This is a genomic window from Nocardia sp. NPDC051570, from assembly GCF_044454005.1.
Taxonomy (GTDB): domain Bacteria; phylum Actinomycetota; class Actinomycetes; order Mycobacteriales; family Mycobacteriaceae; genus Nocardia.
This window is the reverse complement of record NZ_JBITDI010000007.1, coordinates 350,519-373,238: the sequence shown is the minus strand read 5'-3', so window position 1 is coordinate 373,238 and position 22,720 is coordinate 350,519. Positions and strand designations below refer to the sequence as shown.

Sequence of the window (22,720 nt, the reverse complement as noted above, 5' to 3'; positions counted from 1 at the left end):
CTGCCCGCAGCCACCGAGCCGCACGCGGATTTCACTGACATGGCGTAAGAAAAAGGGCTCGCATCACTCCTGGGGAGTGATGGCGCGCAGCACGATCGCGGTCAGATGTGCGATCGGATTCGCACGGTCCGCCGGATCGGTCAGTAGGTGCATCGTGGCCGCGCCGCGGACGGTGTCGAACAGTGCCGGGCCGTCGATATCGGGACGGACGACGCCGTCGGCCTTGCCTCGTTCGATCAGTCGGAGGAAGGCCGCGCGGATCGGTGCGGTGTCTCCGGCGTCGAGCCGGGCGAGTAGATCGGTGCGGTGGCGCGGTCCGGACGTGAGGGCGGACAGCCCGGCCAGTTGGATCGGATCGGACTGCAGGCGCATCGTCGCCTCGATCAGATCCGTGATCGCCCGGGCGAACGGTTTATCCGCGTCGGTCGGCGGATCATGGTGGGGTGCAGTGAGTATCGCATCGCCTACCAGCGCGGGACGGCTGCCCCAATGGTCGTAGACGAATGGGCGCGACACCCCTGCGCGGCGGGCGACCTCGCTCAGGGTCAGCTCGTCGTATCCTCGTTCGCCCAGCAGCTCGCGGGCAGCCGTCATCACCGCCGTCCGGCGGCGCGGATCGCGGGGGCGGCCGCGGGCGGATGTCCTGCTCGCGCGAGAGCGCATCTCCGGCACGGGGGTTCGGTGATCGGTTGCGAGGGGCGCTGTCCCGTGTGGGCCGCGGATTCCGGCGGTGAGGAAGTCGGCGAGATGAGACACCCACCGGCGGTCCGTATCTCGCATGCCCGCACCGTGGGCCAGCGTCGTCGTCATCGACAGCAGCGCGATCCGCGCCCGATGCTCGAGTTCGTCCGGCGACACCCCCGTCAGCGCCCGCCCGGCCGCGGCGGCGAACAACGCCGCCGAATCGGGTTCGGGCGGCCACATTTCGCTGTGCCGGATGAGGATCCTCAGCCAGCGCCGCCCACCGACGGGATCGTCGTCGAGCAGTGCGACGTACGGGTCGAGCAGCGCCCGCACCACCTCGCCGAGCGACGGCGCCGTGGGCGCGCGCGAAAGTCCGTCCAGCCGTTGGGCGATGGTCTCGGCGATCGGCCCGCCGCGCCGGGCCAGCACCGCGCGCAGCAGCTCGCGCCGGTCGGCGAAGTGATAGGAGATCGCGCGTGTGGTGACGCCCGCGGCTCGCGCGACCGATCGCAGCGAGATCGTCTCGGCCGAGCCGTCGCCGAACAGCCGCTCGGCGGTCTCGAGGATCACCGTATGGGTGTCGACGTCGGTTCGCGGGCCGCGCCGGCGGCCCGCGCGGTCGTCGGTCATGAGTGTCACGGTACCCAGCGTGCGGCCGAATAGTTTATCCATCTGATTAAACTCGCCGGGCGGGATCGGATAAACAGACCTTGCGGTTGCGTTACCGGGTTGGACTACTACTCTGAGGCACGCTCTGCGCAGTCGATCTGCCATGGGCTTCATGGCGGTCTGGCAGTAGGTGACACTGTGGGTAGCAAGAGTTCTGCGGGGGAGATATCGGGGGTCGCGCCGCGGAGAACGCTGGGTGTCGGGTCGATCGTGTTCATGGTGACCGCGGCGGCCGCGCCGCTGGGGGCCGTGGTCGCACTGATCCCGGTGCTCTTCTCGACCAGCGGGTCGGTGGGCGCGCCGGTGTACTTCCTGATCGCCGGGGCGGTGCTCATGCTGTTCGCCGTCGGATTCACCGCGATGACGAAGTATGTCGCCAACGCGGGGGCGTTCTACTCCTATGTCCGAGCGGGGCTGGGGGAGCTCCCCGGCATCGGCACCGCATTCGTCGCCGTGGTCGCCTACGCCGCGATGGTGGGCAGCGCGCTGGCCTATGTCGGGCAGGTGGTCGTGCAACTGGTCGAGCGCTGGGCCGGGCACAGTAGCTCGCCGTGGCTGTGGGCGGCCGTGTTCGGGCTGATCGTGGGACTGCTGGGCTATCGCAATATCGAGATCGGCGGGCGGGTGCTCGGGGTCGCGCTGCTGGTGGAGGCGGCCAGCGTGCTGCTGGTCGATCTGGCGATCGTCGTGCAGGGCGGCCACGAGGGGCTCAGCCTGGCCTCGCTGTCCCCGGCGGCGGCCACGACCGGCGCGCAGGCGCCGGGATTCGGTCTCATGCTCGCCTTCCTCACCTTCACCGGATTCGAGGCCACGGTCGTATTCCGCAGTGAGGCAACCGATCCCGATCGCACCATTCCTCGCGCCACATTCCTCGCGCTCGCCCTGATCGGCACGCTGTACGCGTTCTCCGGCTGGGCGACCGCGGTCGGGGTCGGCACCGATCGGGTCCTCGACGTCGCGAATTCGAATCCGACCGGGATGTACCTGGATCTGGCGGGCGCCTACGTCGGGCCGATGATGCGCGATCTGCTGCAGATTCTGCTGGTCACCAGCTACTTCGCGGGCGTGCTGTCGATGCATAACGTCGTGGCCCGCTATCTGCGCTCGCTCGGATCCGACGGCGTGGCCCCGGCCGCGCTCGCGGTGATCCACGAGCGGCATCGGGCGCCGTCGCGCGCCTCGCTGGCCACCAGCGGCGTGACGGCCTTACTCCTGGTGGCGTTCATGGTCTTTCGCAGCGGTCCGCTGGAGGTGTACCTGTGGCTGTCGTGGGCCGGGACGCTGGGCATCCTCGCGATGCTGCTGCTGACCTGCCTCGCGGTGATCGTCTTCTTCCGCCGCGGCGGCCACGACGGGCGGATCTGGCATACGCTCCTGGCCCCGGGCGCGGCGCTGATCGCCCTGATCGGCGCGCTGTACGTGATCGTGCGGAACTTCTCGCAGCTCGTCGGCGACGGTATCGCACCGGTGATCCTGCTGCTGGTGGTCCCGATCGTCTTCGCCCTGGGCGTGATTCGCGCCCTCACCCTGCGCAAAAGCCGACAGCAAGCGCCGGTCGACACCGATCCGGGCGACGTCTCGCGGCCGTAGGAGAACCGGGGCCGCGAATCGGGCCCGCCGAAGACTTGAATCGGTCATACTCCTGAATGTGTCCAGCATCACGGACTTCGAGCGCATGTTGCGCGAGGCGGCACTGCGGGTGACCGCGCCGCGGATGGCCGTGCTCGCCGCTGTGCACAATCACCCCCATTCCGATACCGACTCGATCCTCGCTCGCGTGCGCGAGCGCCTCGGCACGGTGTCCCATCAGGCCGTCTACGACGTGCTGCGGGCGCTGACCGAGGCGCGTCTGATCCGGCGCATCCAGCCCATGGGTTCGGTGGCGCGCTACGAGACCCGGGTCGGGGACAACCATCACCATGTCGTCTGCCGAACCTGCGGCGCCATCGCCGATGTCGACTGCGCCGTCGGCGACGCGCCCTGTCTGACCGCGTCGGACGACAACGGTTTCGTCCTGGACGAGGCCGAGGTCATCTATTGGGGCATCTGCTCCGACTGCTCGACCCCATCCCGATCACATCCGTGATCACAGCCCAATTCGCTTGTCCGGAAAGGAATTGTCGTGGCCCAGGAACATCCGCCCATCGCGGAGGCCAATACCGAACCAGCCGACAGTGGTTGCCCCGTCAGGTCCGGCCGCCTGAAGTATCCGGTGGAGGGTGGCGGCAACCGGGACTGGTGGCCCGATCAGCTGAATCTGAAGATCCTGCAGAAGAATCCGGCCGTGGCCAACCCCATGGGCGCGGACTTCGACTACGCCAAGGAATTCGCCACCCTCGATCTGGATGCCGTGCGCCACGACATCAACGAGGTGATGACCACCTCGCAGCCCTGGTGGCCCGCCGACTTCGGTCACTACGGACCGCTGTTCATCCGCATGGCCTGGCACGCCGCGGGCACCTACCGCATCAACGACGGCCGCGGTGGAGCGGGCGCGGGCATGCAGCGCTTCGCCCCGCTCAACAGCTGGCCCGACAACGCCAGCCTGGACAAGGCGCGCCGGCTGCTGTGGCCGGTCAAGCAGAAGTACGGCAAGAAGCTGTCGTGGGCCGATCTGATCGTCTTCGCGGGTAACTGCGCGCTGGAATCCATGGGCTTCAAGACCTTCGGCTTCGGCGGCGGTCGCATCGACCAGTGGGAGCCGGAGGAGGACGTCTACTGGGGTCCGGAGGCCGAATGGCTCGGCGATGAGCGCTACACCGGTCAGCGCGATCTCGAAAGCCCGTTGGCCGCAGTGCAGATGGGCCTGATCTACGTCAATCCCGAAGGGCCCAACGGCAATCCGGATCCGATGGCCGCGGCCGTCGACATCCGTGAGACGTTCCGCCGGATGGCCATGAACGATATCGAGACCGCGGCGCTGATCGTCGGCGGCCACACCTTCGGCAAGACCCACGGCGCGGGCGATGCCGGACTGGTCGGCCACGAGCCCGAGGCCGCCCCGCTCGAGCAGCAGGGCCTGGGCTGGAAGAGCTCCTACAAATCCGGTGTCGGCGCGGACGCCATCACCAGCGGTATCGAGGTGACCTGGACGCCCACCCCGACCCAGTGGGACAACAGCTTCCTCGAGATCCTCTACGGCTACGAATGGGAGAAGACCAAGAGCCCGGCCGGTGCCTGGCAGTGGATCCCGAAGGACGGCGCGGGCGCGAATACCGTGCCGGATCCGCAGGGCGGCACCAGGACTCGCACCCCCTCGATGCTCACCACCGATCTGTCGTTGCGCCTGGATCCGATCTACGAGCGGATCACCCGGCGCTGGCTCGAGCATCCGGAGGAGCTGGCCGAGGAGTTCTCCAAGGCCTGGTACAAGCTGGTCCACCGCGATATGGGCCCCAAGGTCCGCTACCTCGGGCCGCTGGTTCCCGCCCAGACGCTGCTGTGGCAGGATCCGATCCCCGCGGTGACCGCCGATCTCGTCGGCGAGGCTCAGATCGCCGACCTGAAGGCCCGCATCCTCGCCTCGGGTCTGACCGTGCCGCAACTGGTTTCGACCGCGTGGGCGGCGGCCTCGTCGTTCCGCGGCAGCGATAAGCGCGGCGGCGCCAACGGCGGCCGCATCCGCCTGCAGCCGCAGCGCGGCTGGGAGGTCAACGAGCCCGATCAGCTGGCGCTGGTGGTGCCGACTCTGGAGCGGATCCAGGCGGCGTTCAACGGCGAGCAGAGCGGCAACGTCCGGGTGTCGTTCGCGGATCTGGTCGTCCTCGGCGGCGTCGCGGCGGTCGAAAAGGCCGCCAAGGACGCCGGATTCGACGTCCGGGTGCCGTTCACGCCGGGGCGTACGGATACCACCCAGGAGCAGACCGATGTGGAGTCCTTCTCCGCGCTCGAGCCCTCCGCCGACGGCTTCCGCAACTACCTCGGCAAGGGCAACCGCCTGCCGGCCGAATACCTGCTCATCGACAGGGCGAATCTGCTGACGCTGAGCGCTCCCGAGATGACGGTCCTCATCGGCGGCCTGCGGGTGCTGGGCGCGAACTACAAGCAGTCCGCGCTCGGTGCGCTCACCGCGAGCCCGGAGAAGCTGACCAACGACTTCTTCGTGAACCTGCTCGATATGGGCACCGAATGGGCGCCCGCGTCCGACGAGGGCACCTACGTCGGCAAGGACCGCGCCACCGGCGCGGCGAAGTGGACCGGCAGCCGCATCGATCTGATCTTCGGCTCGAATTCGCAGCTGCGCGCCGTCGCCGAGGCTTACGCGACCGATGACGCGAAGGAGAAGTTCGTGACGGACTTCGTCGCGGCCTGGACCAAGGTCATGAACCTCGACCGGTTCGACCTGGCCTGATCCGCCTCGCGATGCCCCCGCTTCGGCGGGGGCATCGTCGATTCAGTGTCCGGTCGCCTCGACGAAGTCGCGGGTGCCGTATCGGACGGCCGCGCTGCTCCACGACGCGCCGGACTTCTCGACGGTGCGGCGCACCGTCTCGAGATCGGCGCGCTCGGTGATCAGCAGCCCCACGCCCGCCTCGGTGACCGAACCGCCCGAAAGCTGTTCGCGCGCATCGGCATCGGCCAGCAGCACATCGTGCAACCGCCGGGAGTCCAGCCCTGGAACCTCGACCTGTACGGCGTCGGCCGCGGGATCGTCGGCCGCGAGTGGCTGGAAGATCAGCACCGATTCCTGAGCGAACCGCGCGCGCACCCGCTCGGCGATCGCGCGCAGGTCCGGGGTGCTCACACAGGCGAGCCGGAACTCCCGGGACCGCTCATAGGTCACCGCCTGCTGGGTATCGGACCAGAACACCCCGTCGAGCAGATCGGATCCGACCGGCAGCGCCATCCCCGTGACCACCATCGCGTCGACCTGGAATTCGAACGGCTGCAACCGATCCTGCAGTCGCGGATCGCCGGGATCGGTGATGACGGCGGTGTTGTCGGTCGCGAACAACTCGGCCTGCGGCCGTAACGGATCACCGGCGGCGCAGGCGGCGGGATCGGCGGACGCCGGTCCCGCGGCCGGGGCGAGTGCCCCCGCGCACACGACAACCAGTACTGCGAGAATCCCTGCCCTCGACGACCTGTTCGGCACGACGCTGCTCCCTTCGAATCCCACGATCCGGCTGGAGGCACCTTATCGGCCGATCCACCGGCCCACCAGCCCCTACATCGGGGACAGCAGGCCGCCGAACGGATCGGCCGCCGCGGTGGAATCGCCTGCCGCGCGCACACATCCGCGATCCAGGACGATGATCTGGTCGGCCGATTGGATCGTCGAAGGCCGGTGCGCGATGACCAGCAGCGTGCTCTCGGTGCTGATCTGTTCGATGGTGCGCGTCAGCGCCGCCTCGTTCGCGGCGTCCAGATGTGCGGTCGGTTCGTCCAGCAGCAGCAGATGCGGGCGGGGCAACAGCGCCCGCGCGATCGCCACCCGCTGTTGCTCACCACCGGACAGGGCGCCGCCGTGCTCGCCCACCGCGGTATCCAATCCGTCCGGGAGCCGTCGCACGAGCGCCCGCAGGCTGGCCAGTTCCACGGCGCGATCGATCTCGGCCTCGGTGGCCTCCGGTTTGCCGTAGACGATGTTCTCGCGCAGGGTGCCGTGCATGAGCGGGACGTTCTGCTCCACCAATCCGATCATGGTGCGGCACTGGGCCACGGTGATGTCGCGGACCGCGTCACGCCCGCCGATCAGGATCTGTCCGGTATCGGGATCGTAGAGCCGGGCGATGAGCGCGAAGATCGTCGATTTACCGGCGCCCGACGGACCGACCAGCGCCACATGGCTGTTGTGGGGCACCGCGAACGACACATCGCGCAGCACCGGGCGGTCGGGTTCGAAGGCGAACCCCACATTCCGGAACTCGATCGCGTGATCGTCCTCGCCGCGGATATCCGGCTCGCGCGGGCGCGCGGGGACGGTCCCCGCGGCCGGCTCGCTCTCGATGGGTATCCGGGCCACATCCTCGAGCCGCTGCAGGGCCGCGAGCCCGCGCTGCAGGGTGGCGAAGACATCGAACAGATTCGCCAGGGGCCCGGCGACATAGGTGACGTAGAGCAGGAATCCGATGAGGTCGGCCAGCGAGGCCTGTCCGGCGGCGACCCGCAGGCCGCCGATCACCAGCACGGTCATCATCGCGGCGTGGACGGCCAGGGTGACCGCCGGATTGATCACCGCATCGCGCCGGATCGCCAGCAGGCTGTTGCGATAGGCCTCGCGGGCGAAGCCGCCGATGCGGGCGCTCTCCCGATCCTCCGCGCGCAGGACGCGGACGGTCCGAATGGCCGACAGCGCCCGCTCCAATTCGGCGCTCATACTGCCGAGGTTGTCCTGGGCATCGGTGAACGATTGCCGGATTCCGCGCAGCAGCAACAGCGTCAGCGCGCCGGTCGTGCCGACGATCGCGATCACGAGCAGAAACATCGTGGCGTCCAGCCAGATCATCATCGCGATGCCGCCGATGATGACGAAGACGCCCACGCCCACTTCCACGAGATCGTAGGCGAGGCTGTCGCGCAGCAGGGTGGCGTCATTGGTGGTGCGCGACAACAGATCCCCGAGACGGCGCTCGTGATAGCGGCGCATCGGCCACCGCAGCAGCCGGTCGATGATCCGCAGCCGCACGCCGAGCGCGATGCGTTCGCCGGTACGTTCCAGCAGATAGTGGCCCAATGCCGTGAAGACGGCCTCCGCGAGGAACACCACGGCGAGCAGGCCTATCAGCAGAAGGTAAGGGCGGTGGCCGGTGTAATCGGTGATCGTGCGGGTCACCACCAGCGGCTGGGTCAGTTCCAACGCCCCGCCTGCCAGCGAAACACCCAGGGCCACCAGGAGAATCGTTCGATGGCCGCTCATCACCCGCACCAGATCGCGCCAGTCCACCCGCACGCCGATGTCCTCGTCGGTCTCCGGTTCGTCGCTCCCGCCCCGCTCACGACGCCACATGCGCGCCCCGCGGTTCGACGGTGATCAACCGGCGATAGGTCGAGATATGCTCGCCCTCGTCGACGATGCGGCCCTCGGCCTCGATCCACGCGTGGGCCAGGAACGGTGCGGTGCGGGCGCCCACCGCCCAGGTGGGCCACTGACCGCGCATGCGGCATAACAGGGTTGCGGCGATCGAGCGCGGCAGGCAGCCCTTGCCCGCGCACACCAGACTCGTCGCGACGATCGCCGACCGTGCGTCGAACGCCTGCCGATAGGTGGCCGGGGCCGCACCGTAACTCAGCGCGGCCAGGGTCCTGCGGATCCGCCGGGGCGACAGCCAGCGCGCCATCACCAGCGCCACGGTGACCGCGAGGCGCGCGGCGAATCGCGTTGCCAGCGAAGGCCTCCGCGCGACCAGCAGCGTCTCCGGGGTGCTCATGACCGGATCACCAGCTCACCGGCCACCAATTGCCCGACCAATTCCCGGATGTCGGCGACGACCTGATCCACGGTCACCTCCGCCGACGGTTCGGGGAGCAGTCGGCGGGCGATATCCCGATCGGCGACGCCGTCCATCCCCAACCGCACGATGGTGAGACCACTGGGATTGAGCTGCCAGTATTGCCCGCTTCGTTCGTCGAGCAATACCGCACTGCCGTCCTGGGTTTCGGTCAGTGACACATCCTCACGCAAGCGAATCCTCACAACATCACCTTCGTATCCGTACTCGCCGGGGTCTGTTCCAGATCGCGGAGCCATCGTTCGCAGCTGATCGTGGCCGCGAGGGCCAGGGGAGTGAATGGTCGTATCTCGAAGCCGGTGCAGATCTCGCGCAGTCGCCGCGCGTCGATCAATCCCGAACCGGCCAGGCGCGAATCGGTGCACAACTCCGCCAGCGCGCCCACATTGTCTCGGATGCCGTCGTATTCGAGGTTGGAGCTCTCCGCCTTCGTCGACCGGCCCAGATTCGCCTCGGGCACGATCCCGCGCATGGCCTCGGCCAGGAGTGGCTTGTACCGCCACGGTGTGTTGCGTTCGTAGGCCCGAGCCGCCAGGCACGCCTCGATCACCGCGTCGTCCAGGAACGGCGAGGTCGACTGCACGCCCTGTGCGGTGTAGATCGGCTGTGTCGCGCGCACTACGTTGGCGCACAGGCGAATTCCCCAGATCGTGTGATGAGCGGTCCAGTTGTGACCGTGCTGCCGAGCCTGCCCGGCCTCCTCCAGCAGCAGCGAGCGGGCGAGTTCCACGGCCTCCGGTGTGGCCCACGGCGGCATATGCACCAGATCCGCGGCGCTCTCGTCATCCAGTGCGGAGGCCTCGATACCGCGGGCGCGGGCGGCCAGCCACTGCGGATACCGGTGGCGGCGTTCGACCGCGTATCGGGCGATATCGCGCCACTGCCAATGCTCCAGCGCCCGATACTGCCGCAGATAGCGCAGTGCGGTCATGGGTTTGGTGCGCAGCAGGTCGAAGACGCCGGTGGCTCCGGCCAGCGCCTCGTCGCCGCCGTCGCCCGTCAGATGGAGCTGCGATCCCGCCTCGCGCAGGCGCGTCGCGATCGCGTGGACGATCGGACGGTCCTCGAGGGCGAACGGTTCGTCGGTGGGCGGGAAGGATTCGAGGATATCGCTGTAGTGGCCGGGGATCTCCGAGGTCGGCACGGTGATGCGATGTATGCCGGGCAGATGCCGCGCGGCCAGATCCGCCCAGAGCGGATCGTCGTCGCCGATATCGGCGGCCAGCTGGGTGACCGTCGTCAGCGCCCGGCCGTCGCGGGCCGCCAGGAAGCACAGGGAGGTGGAGTCCAGCCCGCCCGACAGGTCGGCGGTCACCGTCAGACCCGAATCCAGCCGCGCCCGTACCGCGTCGGACAGGGCCGTGCGCAACGCGTCCGCCGCCCGCTCCATGGGCTGGTCGTCGATCGGTGGTTCCCAGCGGCGCCGGATCACACCGCGCCCGTTCTGCCCGATCATCACACAGGAGTCGTCCGCCACCGCGTGGACGTCGTGCCACAGCGGATCGTTCATGACGTGCAGCGGGATCTCCGAGATCAGCAGCCGCACGGCCAATCGGCGGCGGTCCACCGCGGATCCGCGCAGGGTGGCCAGCACATCGGAACGGGTCGCGGCGACGGTCGTCTCGCCGATCGTGGCGTAGACCATGCGACGCAGTCCGGACAGACTGCCCTGGGCTCGGCAGACGCCGTTCGAGGTGGCCAGCAGGTGATAGCAGCCGGGCAGCGCCACGGTGTCCAGTGCCGTCACGGTCTGGGTGCGCGCCGCGATCTGCCGCAGCCGATCCGGTGTGACCGAGCAGAACCCCAGGGCGGCAATCGATGTCGAACCAGAGGTGGCGATTCGCAACCGCGCCGCATCCCAGCAGCCCATCAGCCAGGGCCGGCCAGATGGGTGATCGATGCGTTGCGGGGCGTGCCGCAGCCGTGCGGCGACGACCGCGGCCGCGGCCTGGTCGGGAAGCATCACGAGCCATTCGCCCGCATAGTCGATATGCGCCATTGTGCGCGTGCTCCTCTCACTCGTCCGGATGCGGAGGCTGTGATGCGAGGCCGCCGGGAGCGGCCCCGCATCACGAACAGAAACAGAACAGCGTCAGAGCACGCGGTGACGACGCCGGCGGCCACGCCGCTCCCGATGGCGTCCGAAGCCGCCCAGGGTCAGCGTCTCGAACGAGCCCAACTTCAGCAATGTCGGCTTGGAGTACATGTGTTTCACCTCCTTTCCTGAACGAGGATTCCGTGATTCGGAAATCGTGGTTCTGGGTGTGGAGAATTGACTGATCCATCTGCTCCGGGAACCGGATGTTCGCCTTCCGTCCCGATCATCGGATCCGGGATCCGCGACGAGTTCGACATTAGCCGCCGGGATCGGGATCCGGTACGCCGCCGGACCGATAGACGCTACGTAATCGCTGGTGAGTCAAGGGTTTTCGGCTTTTCCGTTCCGGAATAACGGGTATCCGGGTATCCGGGTGTACGGCGGTACGGGGTCCGGGGCGCAGGTTCGTCGGCGATACTGGGTACAAGGGAAGGTGGCCGAATGGCTTCTCGCACTTCGTCTCTGCCGCAATCGCCACGCATGGTGTTCGCCCGGGAGCTTGCCGAATTGTGGTTGGCCGCAGGGGATCCGACATTGCAGCGGATCGCCGCGGCCGTGGAGGAACGGCTGCGGCAGACGGCGGCAACCGGCCAGTCCGTCGGTATCTCCTTGCAGCGCATCAGCGATTGGAAGGCGGGCCGCACGGTTCCCGCGAAATTCGAGAACCTGCGCCCGGTGCTGCTGGTGCTGATAGATAAGGCACGCGCGGCAGATCCGGACACTCCACCGCATCTTCTGAAAGTGCAACGGTGGCAACAGCTGTGGCAGGCCGCCTCCAACCGAGAGCCGAAAAACGGTGCGCCGTGCCCATATCCGGGCCTGCGATCCTACGACCGTACCGACGCGGCGGTCTTCTTCGGCCGCGAACGGGCGACGGCCGAATTGGCGCACCTCGTTCGCGAGTCCGCCACGCAGGGTGGCGGATTCGTCATGGTGATCGGTGCGTCGGGTGCGGGTAAGTCGTCGCTGCTGCAGGCCGGTCTGATTCCGGCCCTGACCGACACCGAAGAGACCGACGAATGGGAGATCGCCGTTGCGACACCGGGATCGCAGCCGAACGGCTCCCTGCGGGCCGCCCTCGACGGCGCCGACTGGGACCGGGGGCCGCGGCTGGTCATCGTCGATCAGGCCGAGGAACTGTTCACGCTGTCCGACGAGACCCAGCGCGCGCAGTTCCTGGATCGGTTGCGGCAGTTGATCGTTCCCGGGTCGGCCGCGCCGACGGTCGTGGTGATCGCCGTGCGCGCGGACTTCTACGGCCCGTGTCTGGACCATCCGATCCTCGAGGAGGCCCTCAAACACCGCTGCTATCCGGTCGGCCCGATGCGTCCGGCCGAACTGGTCCAGGCCGTGACCCGTCCCGCCGAACTATCCGGATACAAACTCGAATCCGGACTGCAGGAGCTGGTGATCACCGATCTGTGCGGTGTCGACGGGCGCGAGGACCGCGGCGGTTACGAGCCGGGTGTGCTGCCGCTGTTGTCACATGTCATGCGGGCGACATGGCAACGCCGGATCGGCCGCACGCTCACCCTCGAGAGCTATCGCCAGGCGGGCGGGGTCCGAGGGTCGGTCGCCGCGACCGCCGAACATGCCTGGCGCGCCCTGTCCGGACCCGAGCGCAGCGCGGCCAGACGCATGCTGCTGGAGATGGTCAACTTCACCTCCGAATCCCGCGAGACCCGCCGCAGGGTCGCGCTGGCCGAGCTGATTCCCGAAGCCGGCGACGCCACCGCCGCGGCGGTGCTGGGCACGCTGGCCCGCACGCGTCTGGTCACGCTCGACGCCGATGCCGCCTATCTGACCCACGAGATCGTGCTCGACGCCTGGCCGCGGCTGCGGACCTGGATCGATGAGAACCGCATCGACTACCTCGAACGGCAACGCCTGCACAGCGATGCGTCGGAATGGCATGCCGCGGGCCACGATTCCTCGCGGTTGTACCGGGGCTCGCGGCTGTGGATCGCCGAACATCATTCGCACGGCCGAACCATGGCCCCGATCGCCCACGAATTCCTGGCCGCCTCGGCCGCGGCGCACCGCAGATCGCATCGGCACTCGGTGGCGGCCAGGATCGCGTTGACGATCCTGACGGTGGTTTCGGTGACCGTCGCCGCGGTCGCGATGATCGGATTCGAGAAGGCGACCTCCCTGCAGCGGCAGGCCGACGATCGGGCCTTCCAGGCGACCGTGCAGCGGTTGGTCACCGAGGGCCAGGCCATGCTCGCCGGTTCGCAGCCCGGCGGCGATGTTCGCGGTTTGCAGGAGATCCTCGCCGCGCACAAGCTGGTTCGCAATCCGCAGACCGATAACGCGGTCGTCGCCGCCCTCTACGAACGCGCGGATATGCGGGCGATCATCCAAACACCCGGCACCGTCAACAAAGTGGCGTTCAGTCCCGATGGGACCCGGCTGGCCTCGGGCAGTGCGGACGGCACGATTCGGTTGTGGGATCCCGACAGCGGCAAGCAGATCGGCGCGCCGCTGATCGGTCATGACGGCGCCGTGGACAGTGTGGCGTTCAGTCCGGATGGGACGCGGTTGGCGTCGGGGGGTGCCGATCGGACGATTCGGCTGTGGGATCCGGTGAGTGGCACGCAGATCGGTGCGCCGTTGACCGGTCACCACGAAGCGGTCGAGAGTGTGGCGTTCAGTCCGGACGGTACGCGGTTGGCGTCGGGAAGTGCCGATCGGACGATTCGGCTGTGGGATCCGGTGAGCGGCACACAGATCGGTGCGCCGTTGACCGGTCACCATGACACGGTCGAGAGTGTGGCGTTCAGTCCGGATGGGACGCGGTTGGCGTCGGGAAGTGCCGATCGGACGATTCGGCTGTGGGATCCGGTGAGCGGCACGCAGATCGGTCCGCCGTTGAGCGGACACCGCAATCCGGTGCTCAGCGTGGCCTTCAGCCCCGACGGCACGCGCCTCGCCTCGGGCAGCGGATCCTTCACCGCCTCCGACACCGTCGAGCGGGGGATTCGGATCTGGGATCCGGTCAGCGGCCAGCAGGTCGGGCCGCCGCTGGCCGCGCACACCAGCCCGGTGACGAGCGTGGCGTTCAGCCACGACGGCACCAGACTCGCCTCCGCCAGCGCCGACAACACCGTTCGGCTCTGGGATGTGGCGACCGGGAATCAGATCGGCTCCCCGCTCGTCGGTCATACCGACCGGGTGGTGAGCGTGGCGTTCAGTCCCGACGATTCCCGGCTGGCCTCGGGTGCGTACGACGACACCATCCGGTTATGGGATCCGCAGAGCGGCGATCAGATCGGGGCGCCGTTGACCGGGCATACCGATGCGGTGGCGAGTGTGGCGTTCAGTCCGGATGGTTCCCAGCTGGCCTCGGGTGCGTACGACAACACGATTCGGTTGTGGGATCCGCAGAGTGGGGACGAGATCGGGGCGCCGTTGATCGGGCATACCGATGCGGTGGCGAGTGTGGCGTTCAGTCCGGATGGTTCGCGGTTGGCCTCGGGTGGCTACGACGACACCATTCGACTGTGGGATCGCGCCAGCGGCGATCCGCTGGGGCCGGCACTGACCGTTTCCGGCCTGGGTGATCACACGATTCGGCCCGGGCATCGCATGCACCCGGACGGTTCGCCGCTGACCGGTCACACCGGTCCGGTGTCGAGTGTGGCCTTCAGTCCGGACGGCAGGCGCATCGTCTCCGCCGGTGTCGATCGCACGATCCGGTTGTGGGATGCGGTGAGCGGTAAGCAGATCGGCGCGCCGCTGACCGGTCACACCCGCCCGGTGACGAGTGTGGCCTTCAGCCCCGACGGAACGCGGATCGTCTCCGGCAGCGTCGACCATACGATCCGGTTGTGGGATGCGGTGAGCGGCAAACAGATCGGTGCGCCGCTGACCGGTCACACCCGCGCCGTCCTGGCCGTGGCCTTCAGTCACGACGGCAAGCGGATCGTCTCCGGCGGCGCGGATCGGACGATCCGGTTGTGGGATGCGGTGAGCGGCAAACAGATCGGCCCCCCGCTCACCGGCCACACCGACCGGGTCTCGAGCGTCGCCTTCAGCCCCGACGGCACCAGACTCGTCTCCGGCAGCTTCGACCACACGGTCCGATTGTGGGATACGCGCAGCGGTAAACAGATCGGCCCACCCCTGACCGGCCATACCGACTGGGTCTCGAGCGTGGCCTTCAGCCCCGACGGCACCCGGCTGGCCTCGGCCGGCTACGACGGCACCCTCCGCCTCTGGCCCAACTTCGTCGCCTCCGACGCCGACATCTGCACCAAACTGACCTCCGGGATGAGCCGCGCCGACTGGGACGACTGGGTATCTCCCCGCATCGGCTACCTCGACCTGTGCGAACCCGACACCCGGTGACCGGCGGGCATACCGGCGGCGGTGCCGCCTCCTGCCCGTCATCGCTGTCCGGCCGGGGCGCGAGCATGGCGGTGGTGGGTGCGTATGTGGTTGCGGGAGAACCGAAGTCGGCGGGCGGCGATTACATCACGCGCAACACCGAACCCCTCGGCGAGGCCGCCGATGCCATCGAACTGGCCGACTACTGAGGGTTCATGCGGTGGCCGGGGGCGCCCACTGAGTGAAACCGCCGTCGCCGCGCATAACGGCGTCCCACCACGACTGCAACGGGCTGGGATCGGGCCAGACGACGGGGTTGCCGACCTTGCGGGACTCTTGCTTGGAACCGGTATTCTCGATCACGCTGTTCTCCTGATGCGATACCTTGTCGCCCACATCCGGGGCGATACCCGACTGGTGTGGCACCAATCCTCAACGCGCAACAGTAGTTTCGATGGTCCTGGGGTGGTGGGCCACCGGTTCTGTTCGGACGGCCGTCCGGCCGTACCCTGTCTATACCGTGTTGTGGCAAACATCCCGTGACATTCGGGCAGACGCCGGAAGGATTTGTGATGGTGCTGGGTGAACGTTCGGCGCTGGCGGGTCTGCTGGTGGCCGATTTCAGCAGGGTCCTGGCCGCGCCGTATGCCACGATGCTGCTGGCCGATCTCGGCGCGGAGGTCATCAAGGTCGAACGGCCCGGCGGCGGGGACGACACCCGGTCCTGGGGGCCGCCGTACGCGCATGAGCAGGCCACCTACTTTCGATCGGTCAACCGCAACAAGCGGTCGGTGACCCTGGATCTGGGTGACGAACAGGGCCGCCGCCGCGCGCGGGAGCTGGCGCGCCGCGCCGATGTGCTGGTGGAGAACTTCCGGCCCGGCACCATGGCGAAGTTCGGCCTGTCCTATGAGCAGGTGCGGTCGGGCAATCCGGGCGTGGTGTACTGCTCGATCTCGGCCTTCGGCGCGGCCGAGGGCGCCGCGTTGCCCGGTTACGATCTGCTGCTGCAGGCGGTCGGCGGCTTGATGAGCGTCACCGGCCCCCGGCCCGGCGAGCCGACCAAGGTCGGGGTCGCCGTGGTGGACATCCTCGCCGGACTGCACGCGTCGGTCGGCATCCTGGCCGCGCTGCGCCACCGCGAGGCGACCGGTCGCGGACAGCATGTCGAGGTGAATCTGCTGTCGAGTCTGTTGTCGGGCATGGTGAATCAGAGCGCGGGCTACACGATGGCGGGCGTGGTGCCCGGCATCATGGGCAATCGGCATCCGTCCATCGTGCCGTACGAGGTGTTCGCGACCGCCGACCGTCCGCTGGCGCTCGCCGTCGGCACCGACGCCCAGTTCGCCGCGCTGTGCCGGACGCTCGGCGCGGCCGATCTGCTCGACGACGCGCGGTTCATCGATAATCCGAGCCGGGTCGCGCACGTGGCCGAATTGACGGCCCGTTTGACCCAAATCCTCGGTACCCGCACGGCCGACGAATGGCACGACCTGCTGACCCCGGCGGGTGTGCCGTGCGGTCCGGTCAACGATCTGGCCGAGGCGTTCGCACTGGCCGAACGGCTCGGACTGGCTCCCCGAGTCGGCGGCGATCTGGTGGCGAACCCGATCGGCCTGTCCGAGACGCCCGCCGAATACCGCACGGCCCCACCGGTTCTCGGCGCCGACGACGCGGAACTGCTCACCTGGCTGGATTCCGACTGATCCGGGTGTAGGTTACTGGAAGATAACCAGCCGGGATGTGTACGGTTCCAGCCTTGCATCGAGGTGGTTTGCCAAACCGAGTTCGTCCGCGCTGCGGAACCCAGATCGCCCCGGCCCGACCCGGCAGTGAAGGGAGTAGGCGATGGCGCGTTGGGGCGCGGTAGTGGCAGTGGCGGCCCTCGTATCACTCGGCCCGATGTCCGGCGTGGCCGCGGCGGAGCCGGGGCCGGAAATGGCCTCGCATGCGTCGGACACCGTGGGTTACGGCCCGGTCCTCAGCAATGGGGTCGTCGCCTGGATCACCTACGGGATGCTGCGGGATACGGATCTCGCGCCACAGGGAGCCAACGATTGGTCATGTAAACCCACGGCGGCACATCCGCGACCGGTCGTCCTGCTGCACGGCACCTGGAACAGTTCCCTGGGAAGCTTTTCGCGCCTGTCTCCGCAACTGGCACAGGCCGGTTACTGCGTCTTCGCGCTGAACTACGGTCGCCCCGACGTCGCCGGGCCAGGGCTCGTGCGACCCTCGATCGGCGCGGTCGGTCCGATCGCGGAGTCCGCGCGCCAACTGGCCGTCTTCGTCGAGCGGATCTTCGCGGCGACCGGCGCCGAACAGGTGGACATGATCGGACATTCGCAGGGCGGGCTGCTCATTCGCCAATACCTGAAGGACGGGGGCGGTGCCGACCCGAACGATCCCGCCGCGAACAAGGTCAAGAACGTCATCACCTTCGGCGCCACCAATCACGGCACCACGCTGAGCGGAATCGGCAGCCTCGCCCTCGTCGCCCAGCAAAACCTCGGCCCCGGCGTCCTCCCGCTCGCCCAGGAGTTCATCGGCCCGGCGGGTATCGAGCAGTTGCCCGGTTCTCCGTATCTCACGGCGTTGAACGCGGGCGGCGACACCGTGCCCGGGGTCGACTACACGGTCATCGCCACCCAGTACGACGAGACGAGCTCGCCGTACTACTGGACCTGGCTGACCGCCGGTCCGGGCGCGACCGTGCACAACATCCTGCTGCAGGACGGCTGCCCGATCGACGTCTCCACGCACAATGACATGGGATACTCGCCGCGGGCGACCTCGATCATCTTGCGGGCGTTGGATCCGAGCGGTTCGCCCGAGCTGGTCTGTACGTTCAATCCGTGACCCGATCCCCGGCAGGACCTCACCCCGGCGCTGTGCGCCGGGGTGAGGGACGATTGGTCAGCCCCTCATTCGCTGGCCAATCCGATTCACTTCCAATCCACCTGGGGTGAGCGGTAGAAGTTGATGCCCTGGGCCGACCAGATCGGACCCTGTTTCGCCAGACGCGCCCGGTAGTTGTCCCAATTGTGCGTCGAGGCCGGGGACCACCCGATTTCGGCGATGCCCGCCAGTCTCGGGAATGCCATGAATTCGATATCGGCGCTGGTGCGCAGTGTCTCTGACCACAGCGGGGCCTCCACGCCCGCGATCTGCTTCTCCGACAGGCCCTGCAGGAAGGTGGCCGGATCCCAGTCGTAGGAGTCCTGCACCTCCACGTATCCGGCCCAGTGCAGGCCGAGCGGGGTGTCTGGGGTGTACTTCATATCCATATAGGCCTTGTTGGCCGGGGCCATCAGGATCTTGTTGCCGCGTCCGGCGGCCGCGACCACATCCGCATTGGTATTGGCCGTATCCCAATACTCTGGAATGGCCGAGGCGGGCGGATCGGCCACCACGAAGTTGTGCCAGCCGGTCATCTTCTTGTCGTAGGTCTGCAGCATCGGCATGACCTTCTGATAGAAGGCCTTGTAATCCTCCGGTGAGGTGGAATGCGCCTCGTCGCCACCGATGTTCAGATAGGGTCCGGGCGTCAGGGCCGCGAGCTCCCGGATCACATCCTCGACGAACTTGTAGGTGATCGGTTTCGCGATGCACAGCGAGCTGTAACCCACCTCGATATCGGTGCGCGGCGGCACCGGCTTACCGTCACAGTTCAATTCGCCGTAGGAGGCCTGCGCGGCATTGGTATGGCCGGGCATATCGACCTCGGGTACCACCGTGATATGCCGGGACGCGGCGTAATTCACGATATCGCGGTACTGATCCTGGGTGTAGTAGCCGCCCGGATCGCCGTTGACCGCGGTCTGCCCGCCGATCTGGGCCAGCTTCGGCCAGCTCTTGATCTCGATGCGCCAGCCCTGATCGTCGGTCAGATGCAGATGCAGCGTATTGATCTTGTACTGGGCGATCTGGTCGATATACCGCTTGACCTGGTCGGGCTTGAAGAAGTGCCGGGCCACGTCGAGCATCGCGCCGCGGCGGTCGAAGCGCGGATAGTCGATGACCGTGCCACCCGCGACCGTCCACGTCTGCTGCTGCCTGGTGGACTTGTTGATCGCGCTCGGGAACAGTTGCCGCAGCGACTGCACGCCCTCGAACAATCCGTCGGTGCTGTTGGCCGCCAGCGTGATTCCCTTCTTGTCGACGGTGAGCTGATAGCCCTCACCGCCGAATCGGGGACCGGCATCACCGAGTTGCAGCGTGATACCGGGCTTGGCCTGGTCGTAGCGGTCCACGACCGGGATCTGGAAGCCGGTGGCCGGGCGCAGCAGGCCCGCCAGATAGTCGGCGACCTGCTGGGCCTGATATTCGGCGCGGATCACCGCGTCGGCGGTCAGGGTGTAGGTGCCCGCCGGATCGGCCTTCGCCTCGACGGGCGCGGGCACGATATCGGTGACGGAGCGTTCGACGGTCGCCGCGGGCTCGTCGGCGACGGCGGCGCCGGGCAGGCCGAGTACGGCCAACCCTGCTATGGCACCGAAGACCAAGGGGGAGAGTAGTTTTCGCAAGTTGCACCTCCGATGGACGAGGTGGGTCGGGCGCGAATCAGAGTACAAGGCAGGGGTGGCGGGTGGATCAATTCATTTCTGTTACGTCTGTTTTCGGGCCCACTCCCGGCGCGGGAACGAGCGGGAAATGGACGAGCGATTGCGCGATTCGATAGCACCGAGGATGCGGAATATCCGATGAAAAGGTCTGCATTACACAGTCATTCAGGAAACCGCCGACATGATCACCGTGCGCGAACTCGCGCATGCGGCCGGGGAACGATCACGCGCTCGAGCGATGCCGCGACCGGCGATTCGGACGTAGGGGTATCCGTTCAACTGTCTGTTGAGCACGGGTTCCGCGCTGTTCTGCCTCGGTCTGTAGAACTCCGCGATGTTTGAGTCGGCCACGTGCGGTTATAGCCGTGAGGCTCACTCGAACGGATGGAGACGACCTTGTCATCGTTGGTGCCGCTGATCGCCGCCGCCGTCGGCGTGCCCGCCGCGGCCGTCGTGGCGGCCTACAGCGGGTATGTCGCGGAGTACCGCCGCCGGATGCGGGCCCGGTTCCTACCGGATGCCCGGGGTGGCCGGATCGGGACCCACGCGGGCGACGATGAAGCAGGATCGCCCACAGTTATCGGGCGGAAGTTCTAGGGTCGCATCCCCTAGTGGACGGTGGCTTTTGATGGCATGGCCGGGAGACGTTGGGCGGCAACGCCTATCGCCGAGTGTAGGGCATGTCACTGCCGATCGGTCGATGTTCAATGGCAGCACCTGTCCGTTTCCTTCCGATTGGAATCAGTTGCTATGTCCATCTATCGAAAATCACTCATAGCCTGTCTGGCCCTGCTGTCCGGATTCGGTATCGCCGCGGCGCCCGGAGTATCGGTCGCTGAACCCAGGCCCGCCGCCCTCGCCGACAGCGATGGTGACGGGCTGCCCGACGAGTGGGAACTGCACGGATACGATGCCGACGGCGACGGCAAGATCGATGTGGATCTGCCTGCGATGGGCGCGAATCCGAAGCATAAGGATCTGTTCGTCGAGATGGATTACATGAACGGACGCTTGCCGAGCGGGACGGCCCTGGACCGCATCGTCAACGTCTTCGCCACCGCCCCCATCGCCAATCCCGATGGCAGACAAGGTGTCACGATCCATCTGGACGCGGGTAACGCCCGCGGCGCGAAATATGATCTGGGCGGCGGGAATCAGGTTCCCTACGACAGCAACCTGTCACCGGTGGACGACGAGGTCGCGGCGATTAAGGGAAACAACTTCAACGCCAAGCGATCTCACGTCTTCCACTACATGATCTGGGGCGACTCCTACGACAACGGCTGCAGCAGCGGTATCTCGCTGGGCATTCCGGCCGACACGTTCGTCGTGGCGCTCGGCCCGCGCTGCGGCTGGAATCCCGACGACGACTCCAACGTCGGCACGTTCATCCATGAGCTCGGCCACAACCTCGGCCTGAAACACGGTGGGACCGACCACGTCAACTACAAGCCGAACTACCTGAGCGTGATGAACTACAGCTTCCAGTTCTCCGGCGTGCCCCGCACGGACGGCGGCTCCTACTTCGGCTACTCGAACGTGAATCCGAACGCGCTCAACGAATCCGCGCTCGGCGAGGGTAGCGGCCTCGGCCAGGCCGCGGCCGGGTGGAAGACGGTGTACTTCTGCCCGGACAACTCGCGCCGCCGCACCCGCGGCGGGGCCGATCAGCCGATCGACTGGAACTGCAGCGGCGGCATCAACGGCGGCACTGTGCGCGCCGATATCAACAACGACGACAGCTACGGCACGCTGCGGGCCCAGAACAATTGGGTGTCGGTGGTATTCGACGGCGGTGACGTCGGCGTCGCGGCGCCCGAGGCGCGCGCGCCGCGCGAACGGTCGCCGGAGGAGATGACCAAGGAACAGTTCGACCAGCTGCAATCCTCACTGCGCGAGGGCTGAGATGGACAGGGTGTGCGAAGGTCCGCAGGGGGACCTTCGCACACCCGTTTCAGCGTCGCGTCAGCGGTCGGCGTCCACACTGGCCGCGATCACACGCCGCCAGCGAGGAGCCGCCGATGGACGCGCACAACCGTTTCGAAAGCCCCGCCACCTTTGCGCTGTACCGCCTGGAATACGCGGTCGCGCTGGCGATATGCCTGACATTATTCGCCGCGCATCTCGATCAGGTGCGCTGGGTTCCAGCGATCGTGCTGTTCGGATATATCGATGTCGTGGGCTATCTCCCCGGTATGTTCGCCCAGCGCCGCGCCCGCACCATCGGCGACGACGTGCCGAGAATCTATTATGTGCTCTACAACGGCATGCACAGCTTCGTCACGCAGGCCGTCGTGGTGGGCCTGTGGGCCTGGGCATTCGGCCTCGAATGGGCGCTGCTGGCAATTCCGATCCATCTGTGCGGCGATCGAAGCCTGTTCGGCACCGCGATGAAACCCTTCAGCGTGCCATTCGAACCCCGTCTCATGCCGGCACGGTCATCTGACCCCGGCTCGGTACGCACCATGTCGACGAGCCGACCGTGAAACTGAATCGGCCGGGGCCCGGGTCGAAGTAGACCGCGGTGGGTGCGCCGGGGCCGTCGAATCCGGATAGCTCCCAATTCCGCGAACCCGTTGCGCCGGTGTCGAGATTGGTCCATGCGACGGTGCCGCCGACGAGGCAGCGCGGGCTGGCGCCCGCGAAATGACTTTTCAGCATGACCATTGCCGGACCCGGCCGCTGGCCCGGATATACATCGCCGACGATGTCGAGATATCCGGCGCAGGTGACGGCGGCGCCTCGGTCGTAGGTGCCGACCGTGATCAGTGGCGAGAAGGCGTCCGGTCCCGGGCCCGCGCCCGCGACGCCGGAAACGGCGGCGCATACGGATCCGGTGACGGCGGCGACGAACGCGGATCGGGTGATGAGCTTCCGCATGACGAAACCTTCCTCGAGACGGTTAATCGAAGCGGGTTGTTCTC

General features: G+C 67.4%; 20 protein-coding genes. 10 read left to right on the top strand and 10 right to left on the bottom strand.

Features of this window, described 5'->3' with window-relative positions; genetic code table 11:
- Positions 1 to 63: 63 nt before the first annotated feature.
- Positions 64 to 1,314 carry a TetR/AcrR family transcriptional regulator gene (locus ACIA76_RS20460; RefSeq protein ID WP_397153409.1) on the bottom strand — a complete coding sequence of 417 codons (1,251 nt, stop codon included), beginning with the start codon at positions 1,312 to 1,314 and terminating at the stop codon, positions 64 to 66.
- A gap of 177 nt (positions 1,315 to 1,491) precedes the next feature.
- Between ACIA76_RS20460 and ACIA76_RS20455 the strand changes: the two genes are divergently transcribed.
- The 3 genes from ACIA76_RS20455 to katG all read left to right on the top strand — a co-directional run bounded on the left by ACIA76_RS20455 (position 1,492) and on the right by katG (position 5,704).
- The gene (locus ACIA76_RS20455; RefSeq protein WP_397153408.1) at positions 1,492 to 2,943 is read left to right on the top strand and encodes an APC family permease; all 1,452 of its coding nucleotides are present in this window, start codon (positions 1,492 to 1,494) and stop codon (positions 2,941 to 2,943) included.
- An 85-nt stretch (positions 2,944 to 3,028) separates the two neighbouring features.
- On the top strand, positions 3,029 to 3,439 hold the full coding sequence (locus ACIA76_RS20450; protein WP_397153500.1) for a Fur family transcriptional regulator: 411 nt from the start codon (positions 3,029 to 3,031) through the stop codon (positions 3,437 to 3,439).
- Positions 3,440 to 3,475: 36 nt separating this feature from the next.
- The gene (gene katG / locus ACIA76_RS20445) at positions 3,476 to 5,704 is read left to right on the top strand and encodes a catalase/peroxidase HPI (protein WP_397153407.1); all 2,229 of its coding nucleotides are present in this window, start codon (positions 3,476 to 3,478) and stop codon (positions 5,702 to 5,704) included.
- A 42-nt stretch (positions 5,705 to 5,746) separates the two neighbouring features.
- Here katG and ACIA76_RS20440 read toward each other — a convergent pair whose 3' ends face one another.
- From ACIA76_RS20440 to ACIA76_RS20415, 6 genes are all read right to left on the bottom strand, one after another.
- Positions 5,747 to 6,448, bottom strand: a complete 702-nt coding sequence (locus tag ACIA76_RS20440; RefSeq protein WP_397153406.1) for a hypothetical protein — start codon at positions 6,446 to 6,448, stop codon at positions 5,747 to 5,749.
- Positions 6,449 to 6,520: 72 nt separating this feature from the next.
- Positions 6,521 to 8,302 (bottom strand): ABC transporter ATP-binding protein, encoded by a 1,782-nt coding sequence (locus tag ACIA76_RS20435; protein WP_397153405.1) that lies wholly within the window; start codon positions 8,300 to 8,302, stop codon positions 6,521 to 6,523.
- Positions 8,289 to 8,723: a lasso peptide biosynthesis B2 protein gene (locus tag ACIA76_RS20430; RefSeq protein ID WP_397153404.1), complete on the bottom strand. Its 435-nt coding sequence runs from the start codon at positions 8,721 to 8,723 to the stop codon at positions 8,289 to 8,291. The genes ACIA76_RS20435 and ACIA76_RS20430 overlap by 14 nt, the downstream gene beginning before the upstream one ends.
- The gene (locus tag ACIA76_RS20425; RefSeq protein ID WP_397153403.1) at positions 8,720 to 8,989 is read right to left on the bottom strand and encodes a lasso peptide biosynthesis PqqD family chaperone; all 270 of its coding nucleotides are present in this window, start codon (positions 8,987 to 8,989) and stop codon (positions 8,720 to 8,722) included. The genes ACIA76_RS20430 and ACIA76_RS20425 overlap by 4 nt, the downstream gene beginning before the upstream one ends.
- A complete protein-coding gene (locus ACIA76_RS20420; RefSeq protein WP_397153402.1) occupies positions 8,986 to 10,803 on the bottom strand; it encodes an asparagine synthase-related protein in 1,818 nt (605 codons plus the stop codon). Before ACIA76_RS20420 ends, ACIA76_RS20425 begins: the two co-directional genes overlap by 4 nt.
- A 93-nt stretch (positions 10,804 to 10,896) precedes the next feature.
- Positions 10,897 to 11,010: a lasso RiPP family leader peptide-containing protein gene (locus ACIA76_RS20415; protein ID WP_397153499.1), complete on the bottom strand. Its 114-nt coding sequence runs from the start codon at positions 11,008 to 11,010 to the stop codon at positions 10,897 to 10,899.
- A 333-nt stretch (positions 11,011 to 11,343) separates the two neighbouring features.
- Between ACIA76_RS20415 and ACIA76_RS20410 the strand changes: the two genes are divergently transcribed.
- A complete protein-coding gene (locus tag ACIA76_RS20410) occupies positions 11,344 to 15,252 on the top strand; it encodes a hypothetical protein (protein WP_397153401.1) in 3,909 nt (1,302 codons plus the stop codon).
- Positions 15,231 to 15,440 carry a hypothetical protein gene (locus ACIA76_RS20405; protein ID WP_397153400.1) on the top strand — a complete coding sequence of 70 codons (210 nt, stop codon included), beginning with the start codon at positions 15,231 to 15,233 and terminating at the stop codon, positions 15,438 to 15,440. The genes ACIA76_RS20410 and ACIA76_RS20405 overlap by 22 nt, the downstream gene beginning before the upstream one ends.
- Positions 15,441 to 15,444: 4 nt before the next feature.
- On the opposite strand, the gene ACIA76_RS20400 is transcribed toward ACIA76_RS20405, so the two are convergent.
- Positions 15,445 to 15,657, bottom strand: a complete 213-nt coding sequence (locus ACIA76_RS20400) for a hypothetical protein (RefSeq protein ID WP_397153399.1) — start codon at positions 15,655 to 15,657, stop codon at positions 15,445 to 15,447.
- Positions 15,658 to 15,803: 146 nt separating this feature from the next.
- Between ACIA76_RS20400 and ACIA76_RS20395 the strand changes: the two genes are divergently transcribed.
- Complete coding sequence (locus ACIA76_RS20395) at positions 15,804 to 16,937, top strand: CaiB/BaiF CoA transferase family protein (protein WP_397153398.1); 1,134 nt, start codon at positions 15,804 to 15,806, stop codon at positions 16,935 to 16,937.
- A gap of 142 nt (positions 16,938 to 17,079) precedes the next feature.
- Positions 17,080 to 18,090, top strand: coding sequence for an esterase/lipase family protein (locus tag ACIA76_RS20390; protein ID WP_397153397.1), 1,011 nt, complete (start codon positions 17,080 to 17,082; stop codon positions 18,088 to 18,090).
- 86 nt (positions 18,091 to 18,176) lie between these two features.
- Here ACIA76_RS20390 and ACIA76_RS20385 read toward each other — a convergent pair whose 3' ends face one another.
- Positions 18,177 to 19,757, bottom strand: coding sequence for a beta-N-acetylhexosaminidase (locus ACIA76_RS20385; RefSeq protein WP_397153396.1), 1,581 nt, complete (start codon positions 19,755 to 19,757; stop codon positions 18,177 to 18,179).
- Between the two features lie 423 nt (positions 19,758 to 20,180).
- Here ACIA76_RS20385 and ACIA76_RS20380 point away from each other — a divergent pair, with 423 nt between their 5' ends.
- From ACIA76_RS20380 to ACIA76_RS20370, 3 genes are all read left to right on the top strand, one after another.
- On the top strand, positions 20,181 to 20,393 hold the full coding sequence (locus ACIA76_RS20380) for a hypothetical protein (protein WP_397153395.1): 213 nt from the start codon (positions 20,181 to 20,183) through the stop codon (positions 20,391 to 20,393).
- Positions 20,394 to 20,546: 153 nt separating this feature from the next.
- Positions 20,547 to 21,701 carry a hypothetical protein gene (locus ACIA76_RS20375; protein WP_397153394.1) on the top strand — a complete coding sequence of 385 codons (1,155 nt, stop codon included), beginning with the start codon at positions 20,547 to 20,549 and terminating at the stop codon, positions 21,699 to 21,701.
- Positions 21,702 to 21,817: 116 nt separating this feature from the next.
- Positions 21,818 to 22,282, top strand: coding sequence for a hypothetical protein (locus tag ACIA76_RS20370; RefSeq protein WP_397153393.1), 465 nt, complete (start codon positions 21,818 to 21,820; stop codon positions 22,280 to 22,282).
- Here ACIA76_RS20370 and ACIA76_RS20365 read toward each other — a convergent pair.
- Complete coding sequence (locus ACIA76_RS20365; RefSeq protein ID WP_397153392.1) at positions 22,221 to 22,676, bottom strand: hypothetical protein; 456 nt, start codon at positions 22,674 to 22,676, stop codon at positions 22,221 to 22,223. The genes ACIA76_RS20370 and ACIA76_RS20365 overlap by 62 nt on opposite strands.
- Between the last annotated feature and the right edge of the window lie 44 nt (positions 22,677 to 22,720).

Excerpts from the sequence above, each read along its gene's own strand:
- ACIA76_RS20365 (WP_397153392.1), bottom strand. The coding sequence starts at position 22,676 with ATGCGGAAGCTCATCACCCGATCCGCGTTCGTCGCCGCCGTCACCGGA.
- ACIA76_RS20380 (WP_397153395.1), top strand. The coding sequence starts at position 20,181 with ATGGAGACGACCTTGTCATCGTTGGTGCCGCTGATCGCCGCCGCCGTC.
- ACIA76_RS20435 (WP_397153405.1), bottom strand. The coding sequence starts at position 8,302 with ATGTGGCGTCGTGAGCGGGGCGGGAGCGACGAACCGGAGACCGACGAG.
- ACIA76_RS20460 (WP_397153409.1), bottom strand. The coding sequence starts at position 1,314 with ATGACCGACGACCGCGCGGGCCGCCGGCGCGGCCCGCGAACCGACGTC.
- ACIA76_RS20390 (WP_397153397.1), top strand. The coding sequence starts at position 17,080 with ATGGCGCGTTGGGGCGCGGTAGTGGCAGTGGCGGCCCTCGTATCACTC.
- ACIA76_RS20430 (WP_397153404.1), bottom strand. The coding sequence starts at position 8,723 with ATGAGCACCCCGGAGACGCTGCTGGTCGCGCGGAGGCCTTCGCTGGCA.
- ACIA76_RS20450 (WP_397153500.1), top strand. The coding sequence starts at position 3,029 with ATGTTGCGCGAGGCGGCACTGCGGGTGACCGCGCCGCGGATGGCCGTG.
- ACIA76_RS20370 (WP_397153393.1), top strand. The coding sequence starts at position 21,818 with ATGGACGCGCACAACCGTTTCGAAAGCCCCGCCACCTTTGCGCTGTAC.
- ACIA76_RS20420 (WP_397153402.1), bottom strand. The coding sequence starts at position 10,803 with ATGGCGCATATCGACTATGCGGGCGAATGGCTCGTGATGCTTCCCGAC.
- ACIA76_RS20395 (WP_397153398.1), top strand. The coding sequence starts at position 15,804 with ATGGTGCTGGGTGAACGTTCGGCGCTGGCGGGTCTGCTGGTGGCCGAT.
- ACIA76_RS20410 (WP_397153401.1), top strand. The coding sequence starts at position 11,344 with ATGGCTTCTCGCACTTCGTCTCTGCCGCAATCGCCACGCATGGTGTTC.
- ACIA76_RS20375 (WP_397153394.1), top strand. The coding sequence starts at position 20,547 with ATGTCCATCTATCGAAAATCACTCATAGCCTGTCTGGCCCTGCTGTCC.
- ACIA76_RS20415 (WP_397153499.1), bottom strand. The coding sequence starts at position 11,010 with ATGTACTCCAAGCCGACATTGCTGAAGTTGGGCTCGTTCGAGACGCTG.